This is a genomic window from Chromobacterium sp. Panama (assembly GCF_003052555.1).
Lineage (GTDB): Bacteria > Pseudomonadota > Gammaproteobacteria > Burkholderiales > Chromobacteriaceae > Chromobacterium.
Window position 1 is genome coordinate 1,323,018 of the sequence record NZ_QARX01000001.1, and the last position, 15,561, is coordinate 1,338,578.

A 15,561-nucleotide genomic window follows, 5' to 3' on the forward strand; every position below is an offset into this window, starting at 1 on the left:
GAGGCGCTTACTGGCCGCTGAGCATGAATTCCGCGCAGCGCTCGGCGATCATCACCACCGGCGCGTTGGTGTTGCCGGAGACGATGGCGGGCATCACCGAGGCGTCGCAGACGCGCAGGCCGGCCACGCCCTTGACGCGCAGCCTCGGGTCCACCACCGCGTCGGCGTCGGCGCCCATGCGGCAGGTGCCGGCCGGGTGGTAGACGGTCTTGGCGAACTGGTGGATGTGTTGTTCCAGCAGCGCGTCGTCGGCGTCTTCGGCCGGCGAGGGCAGCAGTTCTTCGGCGATCAGCCGGCGCATGGACGGCGCCCGCAGGACGCGGCGCGCCAGCTTGACGCCGCGCAGCAGGCCGGCGAGGTCCTCGGCCTCGCGCAGGGCGCCGCTGTCGAAGCGCAGCGGCGCGGCCGGGTCGGCGGAGGCCAGTGCGACGCTGCCGCGCGACTTGGGACGCAGCAGGCAGGGATTGATGGAAATGCCGTGGCCGGGCAAGGGCTCGCGGTCGACGTCGCCCACCAGGGTGGGCAGCACGTGGAACTGGATGTCCGGCCGGCCGCCGCCGGCGGTGTCGACGAAAGCGCCGGACTCCACCACGTTGGAGCTCAGCAAGCCGGTGCGGAACAGCTGCCATTGCAGGCCGTGGCGCAGCGCAGCCAGGCCGCGGTCCTGGCCCAGCAGGCTGATGGGCGCGCGGGCGCGGCCGTAGACCGACACTTCCAGATGGTCCTGGTAGTTGGCGCCCACTTGCGGCGCGTCGCGCAGCACGGCGACGCCGTGTTCGCGCAGCTGCGCCGCCGGGCCGATGCCGGACAGCATCAGCAGCTTGGGGCTGGACAGCGCGCCGGCGCAGAGCACGATTTCCGCCGCGGCGCGCGCGCGCTGGACGCCGCCGGCGTCGCGCCATTCCACCTGACAGGCGCGGCCGCCGTCGAACCCGATTTTTTGCACATAGCAGCCGGTGCGCAGGTCCAGCTTGGGGTCTTGGCGGACCGCGGCCAGATAGGTGGCGGCGGTGCTGCCGCGCTGTCCGTCGAAGGTGGTGGTGTGGTAGAAGCCGACGCCGGCCTGTTCGCGGCCGTTGAAGTCGTCGTTGTAGGCCAGGCCGGCTTCCTGCGCGCCCTGGACGAAGGCCAGGCTCAGCGGATGGCGGTAGCGGGCGTCGCTGACTTTCAGCGGCCCGTCCACGCCGTGGTAGGGCTCGGACAAGCGCATATGGCTTTCCGCCTTCTTGAAGGCGGGCAGCACTTGCGACCATTCCCAGCCCGCGCAGCCCAGGGCGGCCCAGTCGTCGTAGTCGGCGGCCTGGCCGCGGATATAGACCATGGCGTTGACCGAGCTGCCGCCGCCCAGGGTGCGGCCCTGCGGGACGAAGATGCGTCTGCCGGCGGCTTCCGGCTGCGGTTCGCTGCGGTAGGTGACGGTGCGTTCGCTGCCCAGCACCTTGATGAAGGCGGCCGGCATGCGGATGTAGGGGCTGTCGTCCGGCGGGCCGTCTTCCAGCAGCAGCACGCGCTTGCCGGCCTGGATCAGCCTGTGGGTCAGCACGCAGCCGGCGGAGCCGGCTCCGATCAGGATGTAGTCGTAGTCGCGCATGGCGTCTCCCTTGTGGTCGCGCCGCCCTTGGACTGTTTGAGGATGGGCGGTCGCTCCAGCATAGGGCGGCCGCGCGCGGCGGCCTTGACCCGGCGCGCCCCGGACCTTGACCGCCGCGGACGCGGCGACGGGAGGCGGGCTCAGCCCTGGCGGATCAGCGCGCGCAGCACGCGTTTGCAGGCGGCCAGATCCTGTTCGTCCAGGCCGGACTGAATCTCCCGCTGCTGCTGGCCGGCGATGCGCCACAGCGTGGCGGCCTGCTCGCGGCCGGCCTCGCTGAGGCGGCAGCCGGCGGCGTCGCGGCTCAGCAGCCCCTTGCGGCGCAGCTCGGCCTCGGCCAGTTCTATCGCCTCCGGCGGCATCGCCGTCTCGCGTTGCAGCGCGCAGGCATCCTGTTCCGCTTGCTGTTCCAGCACCAGCAGCAGCCGCGCTTCGCCGCCGCTCAGCCCGGTGGCGAGCTGGCGCGGCCGGTAGCTGGCCTGGTAGGCCTGCAGCGCCTGGGTCAGCAGATAGAGCAGATTGTCGCCCAGCCAGCCGGGCAGCGGTTCCGCGGCGGCGGCCGGGCGGGCGCGCGGCAGCGCGGCGGCGTACACACCCTGGTGGTAGAGCAGCGGCGCGGCGCCGCAGTCGTCGAAGGTTTCGACCAGGCCGAGCAGAATCCAGTGGTCGCCGCCGTCCAGCTTTTGATGCAGGCGGCAATGGAAGCGGGCGGCGCAGCCGTCCAGCAAGGGCGCGCCGCCAAGGCCGGTTTCCGGCGTCAGGCCGGCGAATTTGTCGGCGCCGGGGCGGGCGAAGCGGTTGGACAGCTCGATCTGGTCGGCGGCCAGCACATGGACGATGAAGTGGCCGGCCTGTTCGAACACCGCGTTGCTGGCGGAGCGCTTGTCCAGGCTCCACAGCACCAGCGGCGGGTCCAGCGAGACGGAGTTGAAGCTGTTGGCGGTGACGCCGGCGCGTTCGCCGTCCGGCGCGGTCGCGGTGACGACGGTGACGCCGGTGGCGAAGTTGCCGAGCGCGCGGCGCAGCGCGCGCGCGTCATGGGCAGGGGCGGGTGCGTTCATGGCGTGTCCTCGGGGCCGTCCGGCGCGGGGCCGGCGCGGCGCGGGTGGGAGGGGCTAATGTCGGTAGAGCCTGTTCGCAGTTTCGCGGGCGGGAACGGGGCAGGGCGAAAACCACTGGGACAGCGGCTTTGCTCATACGGCGCATGAACGTTTCGAAGCGGCGTTCACCCTGTCGGGCCTCAGGGAAGATCGTAAACGGCTCGTCTAGACCATGGCGGGGTCCGGCTCCAGCCCCAGCAGCGAACGGCCCAGGATCTGGGCGCAGACGTCGTAGTCGGTGTAGGCGTGGGCGCCGGTCATGTGCGAGTCGCGGAACAGCCGCTGCGCCTCGTTTTCCAGCCGCCAGCAATTGCCGCCCATGGATTCGAACAAGCGGTCCACCGCCTGGATGCACATTTTCACCGCGTAAGCCTGATTGGTGCGCCAGAAAGCCAGCGTTTCCGCCGTGGGATAGCGTTTGGCCGCGCCGTGCTCGGCGTGCTCGCGCCAGCTGGCTTCCAGCAAGGCGCGCGCGGCCAGCACTTGGTGGGTGGATTCGGCCAGCCGCATATAGGCGGGCAGCGCCGCGCCCACCTGGGCGCCGGTATAGGCGCGGATGCGGTTGCGGCTGCGCTCCTTGAACACTTGCAGCATGCGCTCGGCCACGCCCAGGCTGATGGCGGCGAAGCCGCTGGCGAAGTAGGGCCGGTAGGGCGCGTAGAAGATCTTGCTGTCCGGGTACAGGCCGAAGCCGGCGGAGCGGCCTTCCATCATGTCCTTGGCCGCTTCGATCCGGTGTTCCGGCACAAAGACCTTGTCCACCAGCAGGGTCTTGGTGCCGCTGCCCTGCATGCCGGCGGCGCGCCAGTCGTCGCGGATTTGGTAATCGGCGCGCGGCACCACGCCGAAGCAGTATTGCGGCTCGCCGTCCGGGCCGGGGCGGCGGAAGCCCAGGATCGCCCATTCGGCGTGGTCGCAGCCGCTGCTCCAGCCCATTTCTCCGCTGAGCAGCACGCCGCCGTCCGCGGCCTCGGCCCGGCCCAGCGGCGCGATGCTGCTGCTGGCGGTGGCGTCCGGCGCGCCGCCCCAGACTTCCTCTTGCAGCCGGGCGGAGAACAGCGCGATCTGATGGCTGTGGGTGGCCAGCAGGCTGGCGGCCCAGGCGGTGCTGGCGCAGGCGCCGGCCAGCGCCGCCACGCAATCGGCGAATTCGGGCAGGCTGATTTCCAGGCCGCCGTAGGGCCTGGGCTGAAAGGCGCGATGAAAGCCCACGCTTTTCAAGAGGGCGATGTTTTCCGCCGGCACGGTGCGTTCGCGTTCCGCCCGCTCCGCGTTGGCGGCGATGGCGGGCAGGATGGGGAGCAGGGTTTCCAGCAAGGGGTTGGGGTGGCGCATGGTGGTCTCCTTTGTGCTTGATGGCGCTGAAGCGGCCCGCCTTTGGCGGCGGGCGTTTCAATAATGAATACATTCAGCGAATTTGCATTATGGATAGTGACACCACGCACTGGAATGCATCTTCCAAGCTGTCTTAGGTACTTTTCATGGCGCTTCAGCATGAACGGCGGCGACGACGGGCCGGCGCCAGCGTATCGGCGACGCGGCTTGCTCGGCCTCGTGCTCCGGCCCCAGCGGGATGTCGCGGCGGTCGCGCAGCAAGAGCGCGGAGGCGAGGCCGATCAGCGTCATGCCGCTCAGATAGGCGGTCACCGCGGCGGTGGAGCCGGTCTGGGCGATCAAGGCCTTGGCGATCATCGGCGCGAAGGCGCCGCCGAGGATGGCGCCCAGCGCGTAGGAAATGGAGACGCCGGAGAAGCGCACCGAGGCGGGGAAGAGCTCGGCGTAGAAGGCCGATTGCGCGCCGTACGTCAGACCGGTGCCCACCGACAGCAGGCACAGCGCCAGCAGCACCGCCGGCAGGCTGGCGCTATTGATCAGCGGGAACAGCGTCAGCACGCCGGCCAGCTGCACGCCGAAGCCGATCAGGTAGACGCGGCGGCGGCCGATATGGTCCGACCAGACGCCGGCCAGCCAGGTGAAGGCCATCCAGCAGGCGGAGGCGAAGGCGACGGCGAGCAGCACCGGGGTGCGCTCCATGCGCAGCGCGCCGGCGGGGTCGGTGGTGTAGTTCTGGATGAAGCCGCCGGTGGTCATGTAACCGACGGCGCTGTTGCCGGCGAAGAGCAGCGCGGCCAGCAGCACCAGCGGCGCGTGACGGCGGAACAGGTCCAGCACCGGGGTGCGCGATCCGGCCTTGCGCGCCTTGATCTCCTCGAAGACCGGGCTTTCCTCCACCGAGCGGCGCACCCATTGGCCGATGAACAGCAGCACGACGCTGAGCAGGAAGGGCACGCGCCAGCCCCATTCCAGAAAGGCGTCGCCGGGGGAGACCACGCCGCTCATCAGCGCGAACACGCCGGAGGCCAGCAGCAGGCCCAGCGGCACGCCTATCTGCGGGAAGGCGCCGTAGCGGCCGCGCTGGCCGCGCGGCGCGTGCTCCACCGCCATCAGCACCGCGCCGCCCCATTCGCCGCCGGCGGAAATGCCTTGCAGCACGCGCAGCAGGATCAGGGCCAGCGGCGCCAGCAGGCCGGCGGATTCATAAGTGGGCAACAGGCCGATCAGCGCGGTGGAGGCGCCCATCAGCACCAGGGTCAGCACCAGCATCGCGCGCCGGCCCAGGCGGTCGCCGTAGTGGCCGGCGAGAAAGGCGCCCAGCGGCCGAAACAGAAAGCTGACGCCGACCGAGGCGAAGGCGATCAGGGTGGCGAAGCGGTCGCCGGCCGGAGCGAAGAACAGTTTGTTGAACACCAGGCCGGCGGCGCTGGCGTAGATGAAGAAGTCGTACCACTCGATGGCGGTGCCGATCACGGTGGCGTAGGCGACTTTGCGCGCGTGGGCGCTTGCGGCGGCGGGGGTGTGGCTCATCTTGCGTTCTCCTCGGGGGTGGGGCCGGGATCGGCTCCGGGCGGCGCCTTGTTCTTGTGTGGTCGCCGCGGGTCAGTCAGTAGGCGGATGGCGTCGGCGGCCGGCCGGGCGCTTCGTCGCGAAAGGCCGCCGCCAGCGCTTCGGCGCGGCGCGCCAGCAAGGTGGTGTCGACGCCGACGGCGACGAAGCCCGCGCCCAGCGCCAACAGCCGGCGCGCTTCGGCCTCGTCGGCCATCAGGATGCCGGCGGCTTTGCCCTGGGCGCGGATGCGGCGGATGGCGTCGTCCATCGCCGCGCGCACTTCAGGGTGGTCGGGCCGGCCCGGATGGCCCATGTCGGCGGCCAGGTCGGCCGGGCCGATGAAGACGCCGTCCACGCCGTCGGTGGCGGCGATGCCTTCCAGCGCGGCCAGGGCCTGGCGGGTTTCCACCTGGGCCAGCACGCAGATTTCATCGTCGGCCCGCGTCAGGTAATCCGGCACGCGGTTCCAGCGCGAGGCGCGCGCCAGCGCGCTGCCCACGCCGCGGACGCCGCGCGGGGGATAGCGGGTGGCGGCCACCGCCCGCGCCGCCTCGTCGGCGTTCTGCACCATGGGCAGCATCAGCGTTTGCGCGCCGATGTCCAGCAACTGCTTGATGCGCACCGGGTCGTTGCTGGCGGCGCGCACCACCGGGTGGCAGGGATAGGGCGCGACGGCCTGCAGTTGCAGCAGCACGTCCCTGAGCTCGTTGGGCGCGTGTTCGCCGTCTATCAGCAGCCAGTCGAAGCCGGCGCCGGCCAGCAGTTCGGCGCTGTAGGGGCTGGCCAGGCCCAGCCACAGGCCGATCTGGCGGCGGCCGTCGCGCAGCGCGGCCTTGAAGGGGTTGGCGGGAAGTTGCATGGAGGTTCCTCGAGCGGGTTCAGACGAAGCGGCAGCTGATCGCGCCCAGCGGGCCGTAGTCGACGTGGAAGGTGTCGCCGGCGCGCGCCGGCACCGGCCGGGTGAAGGAACCGGCCAGGATCACCTGGCCGGCCTTGAGCTCCACGTCGAAAGGCGAGAGCTTGTTGGCCAGCCAGGCCACGCCGTTGGCCGGGTGGTTGAGCACGGCGGCGGCGACGCCGGACTCCTCGATCACGCCGTTGCGGTACATCAGCGCCGCCACCCAGCGCAGGTCCAGCTCGCGCGGGCGCACCGGCCGGCCGCCCAGCACCACGCCGGCGTTGGCGGCGTTGTCCGCTATGGTGTCGAACACCTTGCGCGGACGCTGGCTGTCCGGGTCTATGGACTGACTGCGCGCGTCAATGATTTCCAGCGCCGGGATCACGTAATCGGCGGCGTCGTAGACGTCGAACAAGGTGGCGCCGGGGCCGGACAGCGGCCGGCCCAGCACGAAGGCCAGCTCCACTTCCACCCGCGGCACGATGAAGCGGGACACCGGGATGTCGGCGCCGTCGTTGAAGAACATATCGTCCAGCAGCGCGCCGTAGTCCGGCTCGTTGATCTGCGAGGACATCTGCATCGCGCGCGAGGTCAGGCCTATCTTGTGGCCCTTGAGGCGGCGTCCCTCCGCCAGCTTCATCTCCACCCAGCAGCGCTGGATGGCGTAAGCGTCCTCTATGGTGATCTCGGGGTGGTCCAGCGAGAGCTGGCGGATCTGCCGGCGTTCGCGCTCGGCGTCGTGCAGGCGGCGCGCGGCGCCGCGAATCAGGTCGGGGCTGAGCATGGAGTCTTTCATGGTGGTCGCTGAGCTTCGTGATCGGTTTCGGCCGTTTCAGCCCGGCGGGCTGAAGCGTTGATGCACGTTGTTGCGCTTGAAGTTGAGGGTGGCGGACAGTTCGGTCAGTTCGAAACTGAGCGCCAGATAGCGTTGGGCGAGCAGCGGTTCGAAGTGGCGCTGGATCAGCGCGAACAGCTGTTCGGCGGTGGCGCGGCGATCGGCCTCGCTGCGGCCGCTGCCGATCTGCAAAGTGCAGTGGACGAAGGCGTAGTCGGCCTCGCCGTCCGCCATGCGCCAGGTGTCCAGCCAGTGGGCGCGGCTGCGGATGCCGGCCAGCGGAAACAGGCCGCTGGCGGCCAGACAGTTGTGCACCTGGCGGAACAGCTCCGGCAGATCGGCCTGCGCGCGCAGATTGTCGGTGCATTCAGCGATGAAGTGCGGCATGGCGCTCTCCCAGCGGTTCCACCGGTAGCACCGCGTTGATCTGGCCGGTGCCGGAACTGCCGAAATAGGGGGTGATGATTTCCGCGCGGCCGCGGTAATCGCCCCAGCCCAGCGCGCCCAGCAACATGGCGGTGTCGTGCATGAAGCCTTCGCCGTGACACTTCTCGGCGTACTCCGGCAGCATGTCGCAGAAGGTTTTCCAATCGCCGTCCAGCCACATGGCGATGACCTCCTGGTCCATGCTTTCCAGGAAGGGGCTCCAGGCCTTGTGCAGGAATTGATCCGCGGTGCCGTTCTGGGCGAAACGATGGGACAGCGAGCCGCTGGCGAAGAAGGCGACGCGGCCGTCGTAATCGCGCTCCACCGCCTCGCGCATCGCCGCGCCCAGCCGCGCGCTGTCGGCCAGATCGTGCACCGTGCACAGCGCGGCCACCGACACCACTTTGAAACGCCGGTCGGCGTTCATATAGCGCATCGGCACCAGGGTGCCGTACTCCAGCGGCAGCGTGGTGGCGTCGTGGGCGCGGGTATGCACGCCGGCGGCGGTGGCCGCCTCGGCCAGCAGCTTGCCCAGCGCGGGGTTGCCCGGATAGGCGTAGGGCATGTTCTTGATGAAGTGCGGCAGCTCGTTGCTGGTGTACACGCCTTCGAAAGCCGGCGCGCAGTTGACGTGGTAGCCGGAATTGACCAGCCAGTGGGTGTCGAACACCACGATGGTGTCCACGTCCAGTTCGCGGCAGCGGCGGCTGATTTCCTTGTGGCCGTCTATGGCGGCCTGGCGGCAGCCTTGATGCGGGCCGGGCAGTTCCGACAGATACATGGACGGCACGTGCGTGATCTTGGCCGCCAGGGCTAGGGTTCCCATTGCGTTCTCCTCGGTGCGACTGGGCCGCGGGGCCGGCGCAGTCTTGCTGCTTGGATCGGTGTCGCGCCGGGGCCGGCCGTCTGCGCGGCCTGGGCCCCGGCGGCGCCTCAGGCTTGTTCCACGCCCCAGCGCGGGATGAAATGGCCGCCCATGGAGACGCAGACGTTTTTCACCTCGGCAAAGGCTTCAAAGCTGTATTCGCCGCCCTCGCGGCCAACGCCGGAGGCCTTGACGCCGCCGAAGGGCTGGCGCAGATCGCGGACGTTCTGGCTGTTGACGAAGACCATGCCGGCCTCGATGCCGCGCGCCAGCCGGTGGGCCTTGCCGATGTCCTGGGTCCAGATGTAGGAGGCCAGGCCGTAGTCGATGTCATTGGCCAGACGCAGCGCGTCGGCCTCGTCGCTGAAGCGCAGCAGGCAGGCCACCGGGCCGAAGATTTCCTCCTGGGCGATGCGCATGCGGTTGTCGACGTCGGCGAAGACGGTGGGGCGGATGAAGTGGCCGGAGGCCAGCGATTCGGGCAGGCCGGCCGGACGTTCCAGGCCGCCGGCCACCAGCCGCGCGCCTTCTTCCAGACCGATGCGGATATAGCCGGTGACCTTGTCGTAATGCTGGCGGGTGATCATCGAACCCACCTGGGTGTTGGGGTCCTGCGGGTCGCCGACGATCAAGCGCTGAGCGCGGGCGGCGAATTCCGCGACGAAGCGGTCGTAGATGCCGTTCTGCACGAAGATGCGGCTGCCGGCGGTGCAGCGTTCGCCGTTGAGGGAGAAGATGGTGAACAGCGCGGCGTCCAGCGCGCGATCGAAGTCGGCGTCGTCGAACACCAGCACCGGCGATTTGCCGCCCAGCTCCATCGAGTACTTCTTCAGCCCGGCGTTCTGCATGATGCGCCGGCCGGTGGCGGTGCCGCCGGTGAAGGACACCGCGCGCACGTCCGGATGGCTGACCAGGGCTTCGCCGGCGCTGGCGCCGTAGCCCTGCACCACGTTGAACACGCCGGGCGGAATGCCGGCCTCCAGCGCCAGCCGGCCCAGTTCGTTGGCGGTCAGCGGCGACAGCTCGGACATCTTCAGCACCGCGGTATTGCCCAGCGCCAGGCAGGGCGCGGTCTTCCAGGTGGCGGTCATGAAGGGCACGTTCCACGGCGACACCAGCGCGCACACGCCCACCGGCTGGTACAGCGTGTAGTTGAGCATCTGCTCGTCCACCGGGTAGCTGTGGCCGTTCATCCGGGTGCAGACTTCGGCGAAAAAGTCGAAGTTGTGCGAGGCGCGCGGGATCAGCACATTGCGGGTCTGGTGGATGGGCAGGCCGGTGTCCAGCGTTTCCAGTTCCGCCAGCCGCGGCACATCGCGCTGGATCAATTCGCCCAGCCGGCGCATCAGCCGCGCGCGCTCCTTGGCCGGGGTGGCCGCCCACTTGGGAAAAGCCGCCTTGGCGGCGGCCACCGCCAGATTGATTTCCTCGGCGCCGCCGGCCGCCACTTCGCCCAGCGCTTCGCCGGTGGCCGGGTTGTAGTTGACGAAGCTGTCTTGGCTGGCCACTTCGCGGCCGTCTATCCAGTGTTTGATCATGGGGTTTCCTTTTCCGCGTTCCGGCGCGCGAGCCAGTCCGCTTCGCTGATGATCTGGTTGAGCAGCCGTCCGACGCCCTCGACCTCTACGACGACTTCGTCGCCGGGGCGCACGTCGGACAGCCCTTGCGGGGTGCCGGTGGCGATCATGTCGCCCGCTTGCAGCGTCATGAAGGCGGACAGGTATTCGATCAGATGGGGGATGTCGAACACCATGTCGCGGGTATTGCCGCTTTGGACGCGGCGGCCGTTGACATAGGTGGCCAGCTCCAGGCTGTGCGGGTCCGCCACCTCGTCGCGGTCCACCAGCCACGGGCCTATCGGGGTCAGGCCGTCGCGGTTTTTCACCCGCAGATTGGGCCGGTAGTAGTTTTCCAGGTAGTCGCGCACCGCGTAGTCGTTGCACACGGTGTAGCCGGCGACGTAGTCCATCGCCTGGGCGCGCTTCACCTTGCGCGCGGTCTTGCCGATCACCGCCACCAGTTCGCACTCGTAATGCATATATTCAACATTGTCCGGCCGCATCGATTGCCGGCGATGGCCGGTCAGCGCGGCGGCCGTCTTCAGGAACACCAGCGGTTCGCTGGGCGGCTTGAAATCCAGCTCGGCGGCGTGGTCGGCGTAGTTGAGGCCCAGCGCGAACAGGGTGCCCTGGCAGGGCGGCAGCCATTCCGCCTCGGTTTCGTCCAGGCGGCGGCCGTCCGGCAGCAAGAGCGCGCCGTCGGCGTCGGCCTGCGCGCGCCAGGTTCGGCCCTGATAACGGATGCGGGCGTGTCTCATTGCATGTCCTCCTCGGCCGCGACGATGTTTTCCAGGCGGCCGATGCCGTCTATTTCCACCGCCACGGCGTCGCCCGGCCGCAGCCGCGCGCCGCGCGGCGGCGTGGCCACGATCAGCAGGTCGCCGGCGTAGAGGGTGAGGAACTGGCTGACGTCGGCGATCAACTGGGCGACGCCGCGCAGCCAGTCGGCGCTGTCGTTGGTTTCGGCCAGCGCGCCGTTGACATAGGTGCGCACCTGCACCCGTTGCGGGTCGATCGCGTCGGGGCCGGCTTCCGGGCCGACGGGGCAGAAGCCGTCGCGGCATTTGGCCTGGATCGCCGGGCGGTAGAAGCTGGTTTCCGCCAGGCTGACCTCGTTGACCACCGCATAACCGCCGACATGGGACAGCGCGTCGGCCGCGCTGACGCGGCAGGCGTCGCGGCCGATGCGCACGCCCAGCGCGCCGCCGGCGTAGACGGCGTCCGCGTCGGCGGGAAAGGGGATGGGCGCGCCGGCGACGCTGACGGTGTTGCGCGGTTTGACGAACAAGACCGGCGCTTGCGGCGGGCGCTGATAGGGCGCTTGTTCGAATTCCGCCGCCAGCGCCGCCTGCAGACGACGGTGGTTGAGCGCCGCGCCGTAGATGGCCGCCGGCCGCTCCGTCGCGGCGTCTAGGACCAGACTCATGCTTAACTCCTTGTTATTGAATGAATCGCCGTTGTTCAAATATTCATTAACATGTTAAAGTTTATAACGATGACGGCGGCCCGCTGTCAATGTTTATCCATGCTGCGTTGCGGGTAATATCGTCAAAAGCCGTGTTTGCGCGGCGGCGGCCCGGGCCGCCGATCCGGCGCGAAAGCCTGAGCGGCGGCCTTTTGGCGAGAGCGGAGGGCGAGGGCGGCCGACTATGGCGAAAATGTCACAAGGGAGGGGCGGCGATGAGCAGAATCCCGCGCGGTTTGGGCGCGCGCATACCCAATATCGACATCGGCAAGGCTTACGACAGCCCCTACGAGTCCGTCGACATCCATTGCGAATCCTTTGGCCGGCTGGCGGCCTTCTTCGGCCGCAATATGCCGGTGCATCGGCACGACCGCTTTTTGCAATTGCACTATCTCGCCAGCGGCGACATCCGTCTGCAACTGGAGGAAGACCATTACCAGGCGCGCGCCCCGCTCTTGTTCCTGACCCCGCCGACGGTGCCGCACGCCTTCATCACCGGGCCGGAGGCCGACGGCCATGTGCTGACCTTGCGCCAGGAACTGGCGCGCGGCTGGCTGGAGGAGGCGGGGCCGGACGCCTTGAGCGCGCCGTTCTGCGTGGAGCTGGCCGAAGTGCCGGCGGAATGGGCCGATATGGCGCGGCGCCTGCCCGAGCGGCTGGCGCAGTTGCAGCGGGAGAGCGAGGCGCCGGCGCCGGGCGCGGAGCTGGCGCGGCAAGCCCTGGCCCAGCTGGTGCTGGTGGACGTGCTGCGGCTGTCCGGCCTGCCGGGACCGCGCCGCGGGCCGCGGCGTGACGAGTGGCGGCTCTACCATCGCTTCAACGGCTTGATAGAAGCGCATTACCGCGAACACTGGAGCCTGGACCGCTACGCGGCCGAGCTGGGGGTCAGCGAGGCGCGGCTCAACGATGTGTGCCGCCGGCTGGCGGACCTGCCGTCCAAGCGGCTGGCGCACGATAGGCTGTTGCAGGAGGCCAAGCGCCTGCTGATCTACTCCGCCGCTTCGGTGCACGCCATCGCCTACGATTTGGGCTTCAAGGACCCGGCCTATTTTTCCCGTTTCTTCCAGCGCATGGCCGGGCGCTCGCCCAGCGACTACCGCGCGCGCCGTCAGGCCTGAGCTCGCGTCTAGTCCGCTGGATCGTTGACCGGCTCCAGTCCGCGCGCGCCGGGAGGCGCGTCCAGATGGGCCAGGGCTCGGCCGCGGGTGTGCGACGGGGCCTCGCCGAACAGCTTGCGGTAATCGGCGGCGAAATGGCCCAGGTGGTAAAAGCCCCAGGCGCCGGCGGCGTCGCGCACGCCGTGGCCGGGCCGCGCCGGGTTCAGCAGCATCCGGCGCACCGCGTTCAGGCGGATGGAACGCAGATAATCGACCGGCGTGGTGTCCGCCACCAGTTGAAAGCTGTTTTGCAGCGTGCGGCGGCTGACGCGCAGCCGGCTGCACAGCTCCAGCACCGTCACCGGCTCGTCCGGCTTGGCCAGCGCCAGCGCCTGGCTGCGCCTGACGATGTCGCAATGGGTGGCGAAGGTCAGGTTGCCGCGGCGCTCGCCCAGCGCGCCGTCCGCCAAGGCGTCTTGCAGCAGGCTGAGCAACTGGTGCTGGATCACTTTCTGGTTGCCGGCGTAGGACAGCAGCGCCGGGTCCAATAAAGCCTGTTCGAACACGCCGTTCAGCAGCGCGCGCAGCGCCGCCAGCGCGGCCGGCCGGGCCGGGAACACCGGCGTTTTGCCGCGGGCCTCGCGCAGCGGGCGGCACAGCGCGGGCGTCAGTTCGGCCAGATCCTCGTAAGGCACCGACACCTGGACGGAGTCCGCGCCCGGCGGCAGATGGAGGACGAAGTCCTCGCCGCCGCGCAGCGCCATCAGGGCGTCGTCGGGCACGGCGACGCCCTGCAGGCTCAGCGGCGACGGCGCGCGGATGGGCAGCGCGAAATGGATCATGCCGCCGGGCGCGCGGCCTTGCTGCACCACGCGCTGATTGAAGCTTTCGCGGAAAATATCCAGGCGCGCGGTGCGCACCCGGCTCAAGGTGCTGCGGAAGCGGCCGCCGCTGATCTGGCTGTATAGCTGCTCCCAGCCGGGCAGGGCCTCGGCGTGCAGGTGGGCGTCGTCAAAGCAACGGGCTGCGGCAATCATCTGCTTTCTCCGGTGGGTGGGGGTGGAGTCCGCCTGTTCTCGGTCCATTCTCTGGATCTCATAATGATTAATATGTTATTTAAATCGAAATGTCCAGCGCTCTTTGCGTCGCTTAAGCATTGTTTTTACTGCATGTTTCCATCTGGAGACATGCTGCGCCGCAACGAGAAGGGCCGGGTCGCGCTTTGCCGATTTGGGATCAGCCGCGGCGGCGGCGCTGGGTATATTGGGCCATCGCCGGCCGCGCCTACGCGGCGGCAAGCTTGATCGAAAAGGAGACGAGGATGGATCAAAACCTGGTGCCGGTGCTGGATTCGGTGCGGGCCTTTCTGGAACGGGAGCACGGGCTGTGGATAGACGGCAAGCCGCGGGCGGCTTTGTCCGGCCGGCGCAAGGACGTGCGCAATCCGGCCAGCGGCGCGGTGATCGCCAGCGTGGCGGACGGCGAGGCCGCCGATGTGGACGCGGCGGTGGGCAGCGCGCGGCGCGCCTTCGAATCCGGCGTCTGGTCCGGCCTGCGGCCGGCCGAGCGCGAACGCGTATTGCTGAGGCTGGCGGATGTGCTGGAAGCGCACGCCGAGGAGCTGGCGCAGCTGGAAACGCTGAACCAGGGCAAGTCCATCCATCTGGCGCGGGCCATCGAGGTGGGCGGCTCCATCGAATACGTGCGCTATATGGCGGGCTGGGCCACCAAGATCACCGGCGAAACCCTGGACGTGTCGATTCCGGCGCCGCCGGGCGCGCGCTTCACCGCCTTCACCCGGCGCGAGCCGGTGGGCGTGGCCGCCGGCATCGCGCCGTGGAACTTCCCTTTGATGATCGCCTTGTGGAAAACGGTGCCGGCCTTGGCGGCCGGCTGCACGGCGGTGTTGAAGCCGGCCAGCGAGACGCCGCTGAGCGCCTTGCGCCTGGCGGAGCTGGCGCTGGAGGCCGGGGTGCCGCCGGGCGTGTTCAATGTGGTGACCGGGCGCGGCGAGGCGGCGGGCCGCGCGCTGGCCGGGCATCCGCTGATCGGCAAGGTCAGCTTCACCGGCTCCACCGAGGTGGGCAAGGCCGTCGGCCACGCCGCGCTGGACAATATGACCCGGCTGGCGCTGGAGCTGGGCGGCAAGAACCCGATGCTGGTGCTGGGCGATGCCGACATCGACCAGGCGGTGCGGGGCGCTTTGCTGGGCGGCTTTCTCAATCAGGGCCAGGTCTGCGCCGCCGCCTCGCGGCTGTACGTGCACCGCAGCAAGTTCAATCTGTTCGCCGAGGCGCTGTCCGCCGCCGTGGCCGGCATGCGGCTGGGGCCGGGCATGGATCTGGACGCCCAGGTCAACCCGCTGGTGTCGCAGCGGCGTCAGCAGGCGGTGTGCCGGCTGATCGAGCGCGGCCGCGCCGCCGGCGCCCGCGTGCTGACGGGCGGCGGCGCCGCCGACTTGCCCGGCTATTTCGTGCAACCCACGGTGATGGCGGACCTGGCGCCGGACAATCCGGTGGCGCGCGAGGAAGTCTTCGGCCCGGTGCTGGCGCTGATGCCCTTCGACGAGGTGGACGAGGCGGTGGCGCTGGCCAACGACACGCGCTACGGCCTGGCCGCCAGCGTGTGGACCAATGATTTGTCGGCGGCGCTGGACATCGTGCCGCGCTTGCAGGCCGGCACGGTCTGGGTCAACAGCCATATACCGCTGGACCCGGGCATGCCCTTCGGCGGCTACAAGGAATCCGGCCTCGGCCGCGAGTTCGGCAAGGGCGCGGTGGAGAGTTTCACCGAGATCAAATCGGTCTGCATCGCCCATTGAGCGCGGACGCGCTTCCAC

Annotated in this window: 14 protein-coding genes; 2 read left to right on the plus strand and 12 right to left on the minus strand. The window is 69.4% G+C overall.

Going from position 1 to position 15,561, the window contains the following annotated elements; all coding sequences use genetic code 11:
- Nucleotides 1-7: 7 nt before the first annotated feature.
- The 11 genes from DB032_RS06170 to DB032_RS06220 all read right to left on the minus strand — a co-directional run bounded on the left by DB032_RS06170 (nt 8) and on the right by DB032_RS06220 (nt 11,586).
- Complete coding sequence (locus DB032_RS06170; RefSeq protein ID WP_107798692.1) at nt 8-1,591, minus strand: GMC family oxidoreductase; 1,584 nt, start codon at nt 1,589-1,591, stop codon at nt 8-10.
- A gap of 140 nt (nt 1,592-1,731) precedes the next feature.
- Complete coding sequence (locus DB032_RS06175; RefSeq protein ID WP_107798693.1) at nt 1,732-2,652, minus strand: p-hydroxyphenylacetate 3-hydroxylase reductase component; 921 nt, start codon at nt 2,650-2,652, stop codon at nt 1,732-1,734.
- Between the two features lie 204 nt (nt 2,653-2,856).
- Nucleotides 2,857-4,026 carry a p-hydroxyphenylacetate 3-hydroxylase oxygenase component gene (locus DB032_RS06180; RefSeq protein ID WP_107798694.1) on the minus strand — a complete coding sequence of 390 codons (1,170 nt, stop codon included), beginning with the start codon at nt 4,024-4,026 and terminating at the stop codon, nt 2,857-2,859.
- A gap of 144 nt (nt 4,027-4,170) precedes the next feature.
- Nucleotides 4,171-5,556, minus strand: a complete 1,386-nt coding sequence (locus DB032_RS06185; protein ID WP_107798695.1) for an MFS transporter — start codon at nt 5,554-5,556, stop codon at nt 4,171-4,173.
- Nucleotides 5,557-5,632: 76 nt separating this feature from the next.
- Nucleotides 5,633-6,436: a 4-hydroxy-2-oxoheptanedioate aldolase gene (hpaI, locus tag DB032_RS06190; protein ID WP_107798696.1), complete on the minus strand. Its 804-nt coding sequence runs from the start codon at nt 6,434-6,436 to the stop codon at nt 5,633-5,635.
- Nucleotides 6,437-6,455: 19 nt separating this feature from the next.
- Nucleotides 6,456-7,259, minus strand: coding sequence for a 2-oxo-hept-4-ene-1,7-dioate hydratase (gene hpaH / locus DB032_RS06195; RefSeq protein ID WP_107798697.1), 804 nt, complete (start codon nt 7,257-7,259; stop codon nt 6,456-6,458).
- Nucleotides 7,260-7,307: 48 nt separating this feature from the next.
- Nucleotides 7,308-7,697 carry a 5-carboxymethyl-2-hydroxymuconate Delta-isomerase gene (locus DB032_RS06200; protein WP_107798698.1) on the minus strand — a complete coding sequence of 130 codons (390 nt, stop codon included), beginning with the start codon at nt 7,695-7,697 and terminating at the stop codon, nt 7,308-7,310.
- On the minus strand, nt 7,678-8,562 hold the full coding sequence (gene hpaD, locus DB032_RS06205; protein ID WP_107798699.1) for a 3,4-dihydroxyphenylacetate 2,3-dioxygenase: 885 nt from the start codon (nt 8,560-8,562) through the stop codon (nt 7,678-7,680). The genes DB032_RS06200 and hpaD overlap by 20 nt, the downstream gene beginning before the upstream one ends.
- Nucleotides 8,563-8,669: 107 nt before the next feature.
- Nucleotides 8,670-10,139, minus strand: coding sequence for a 5-carboxymethyl-2-hydroxymuconate semialdehyde dehydrogenase (gene hpaE / locus DB032_RS06210; protein ID WP_107798700.1), 1,470 nt, complete (start codon nt 10,137-10,139; stop codon nt 8,670-8,672).
- On the minus strand, nt 10,136-10,918 hold the full coding sequence (locus DB032_RS06215; RefSeq protein WP_107798701.1) for a fumarylacetoacetate hydrolase family protein: 783 nt from the start codon (nt 10,916-10,918) through the stop codon (nt 10,136-10,138). The genes hpaE and DB032_RS06215 overlap by 4 nt, the downstream gene beginning before the upstream one ends.
- Complete coding sequence (locus DB032_RS06220) at nt 10,915-11,586, minus strand: fumarylacetoacetate hydrolase family protein (RefSeq protein ID WP_107798702.1); 672 nt, start codon at nt 11,584-11,586, stop codon at nt 10,915-10,917. The genes DB032_RS06215 and DB032_RS06220 overlap by 4 nt, the downstream gene beginning before the upstream one ends.
- A 254-nt stretch (nt 11,587-11,840) precedes the next feature.
- On the opposite strand from DB032_RS06220, the gene hpaA reads away from it, so the two are divergent.
- Nucleotides 11,841-12,743, plus strand: a complete 903-nt coding sequence (gene hpaA / locus DB032_RS06225) for a 4-hydroxyphenylacetate catabolism regulatory protein HpaA (protein ID WP_107798703.1) — start codon at nt 11,841-11,843, stop codon at nt 12,741-12,743.
- 8 nt (nt 12,744-12,751) lie between these two features.
- On the opposite strand, the gene DB032_RS06230 is transcribed toward hpaA, so the two are convergent.
- Nucleotides 12,752-13,807: a helix-turn-helix domain-containing protein gene (locus DB032_RS06230; protein WP_233246657.1), complete on the minus strand. Its 1,056-nt coding sequence runs from the start codon at nt 13,805-13,807 to the stop codon at nt 12,752-12,754.
- Between the two features lie 236 nt (nt 13,808-14,043).
- Between DB032_RS06230 and DB032_RS06235 the strand changes: the two genes are divergently transcribed.
- On the plus strand, nt 14,044-15,543 hold the full coding sequence (locus DB032_RS06235; RefSeq protein ID WP_107798705.1) for an aldehyde dehydrogenase family protein: 1,500 nt from the start codon (nt 14,044-14,046) through the stop codon (nt 15,541-15,543).
- Nucleotides 15,544-15,561 lie beyond the last annotated feature (18 nt).

What these genes read in the sequence shown, in the direction of transcription:
- DB032_RS06170 (WP_107798692.1), bottom strand. Translation starts at nt 1,591, where the DNA reads ATGCGCGACTACGACTACATCCTGATCGGAGCCGGCTCCGCCGGCTGC.
- DB032_RS06175 (WP_107798693.1), bottom strand. Translation starts at nt 2,652, where the DNA reads ATGAACGCACCCGCCCCTGCCCATGACGCGCGCGCGCTGCGCCGCGCG.
- DB032_RS06180 (WP_107798694.1), bottom strand. Translation starts at nt 4,026, where the DNA reads ATGCGCCACCCCAACCCCTTGCTGGAAACCCTGCTCCCCATCCTGCCC.
- DB032_RS06185 (WP_107798695.1), bottom strand. Translation starts at nt 5,556, where the DNA reads ATGAGCCACACCCCCGCCGCCGCAAGCGCCCACGCGCGCAAAGTCGCC.
- hpaI (WP_107798696.1), bottom strand. Translation starts at nt 6,436, where the DNA reads ATGCAACTTCCCGCCAACCCCTTCAAGGCCGCGCTGCGCGACGGCCGC.
- hpaH (WP_107798697.1), bottom strand. Translation starts at nt 7,259, where the DNA reads ATGCTCAGCCCCGACCTGATTCGCGGCGCCGCGCGCCGCCTGCACGAC.
- DB032_RS06200 (WP_107798698.1), bottom strand. Translation starts at nt 7,697, where the DNA reads ATGCCGCACTTCATCGCTGAATGCACCGACAATCTGCGCGCGCAGGCC.
- hpaD (WP_107798699.1), bottom strand. Translation starts at nt 8,562, where the DNA reads ATGGGAACCCTAGCCCTGGCGGCCAAGATCACGCACGTGCCGTCCATG.
- hpaE (WP_107798700.1), bottom strand. Translation starts at nt 10,139, where the DNA reads ATGATCAAACACTGGATAGACGGCCGCGAAGTGGCCAGCCAAGACAGC.
- DB032_RS06215 (WP_107798701.1), bottom strand. Translation starts at nt 10,918, where the DNA reads ATGAGACACGCCCGCATCCGTTATCAGGGCCGAACCTGGCGCGCGCAG.
- DB032_RS06220 (WP_107798702.1), bottom strand. Translation starts at nt 11,586, where the DNA reads ATGAGTCTGGTCCTAGACGCCGCGACGGAGCGGCCGGCGGCCATCTAC.
- hpaA (WP_107798703.1), top strand. Translation starts at nt 11,841, where the DNA reads ATGAGCAGAATCCCGCGCGGTTTGGGCGCGCGCATACCCAATATCGAC.
- DB032_RS06230 (WP_233246657.1), bottom strand. Translation starts at nt 13,807, where the DNA reads ATGGACCGAGAACAGGCGGACTCCACCCCCACCCACCGGAGAAAGCAG.
- DB032_RS06235 (WP_107798705.1), top strand. Translation starts at nt 14,044, where the DNA reads ATGGATCAAAACCTGGTGCCGGTGCTGGATTCGGTGCGGGCCTTTCTG.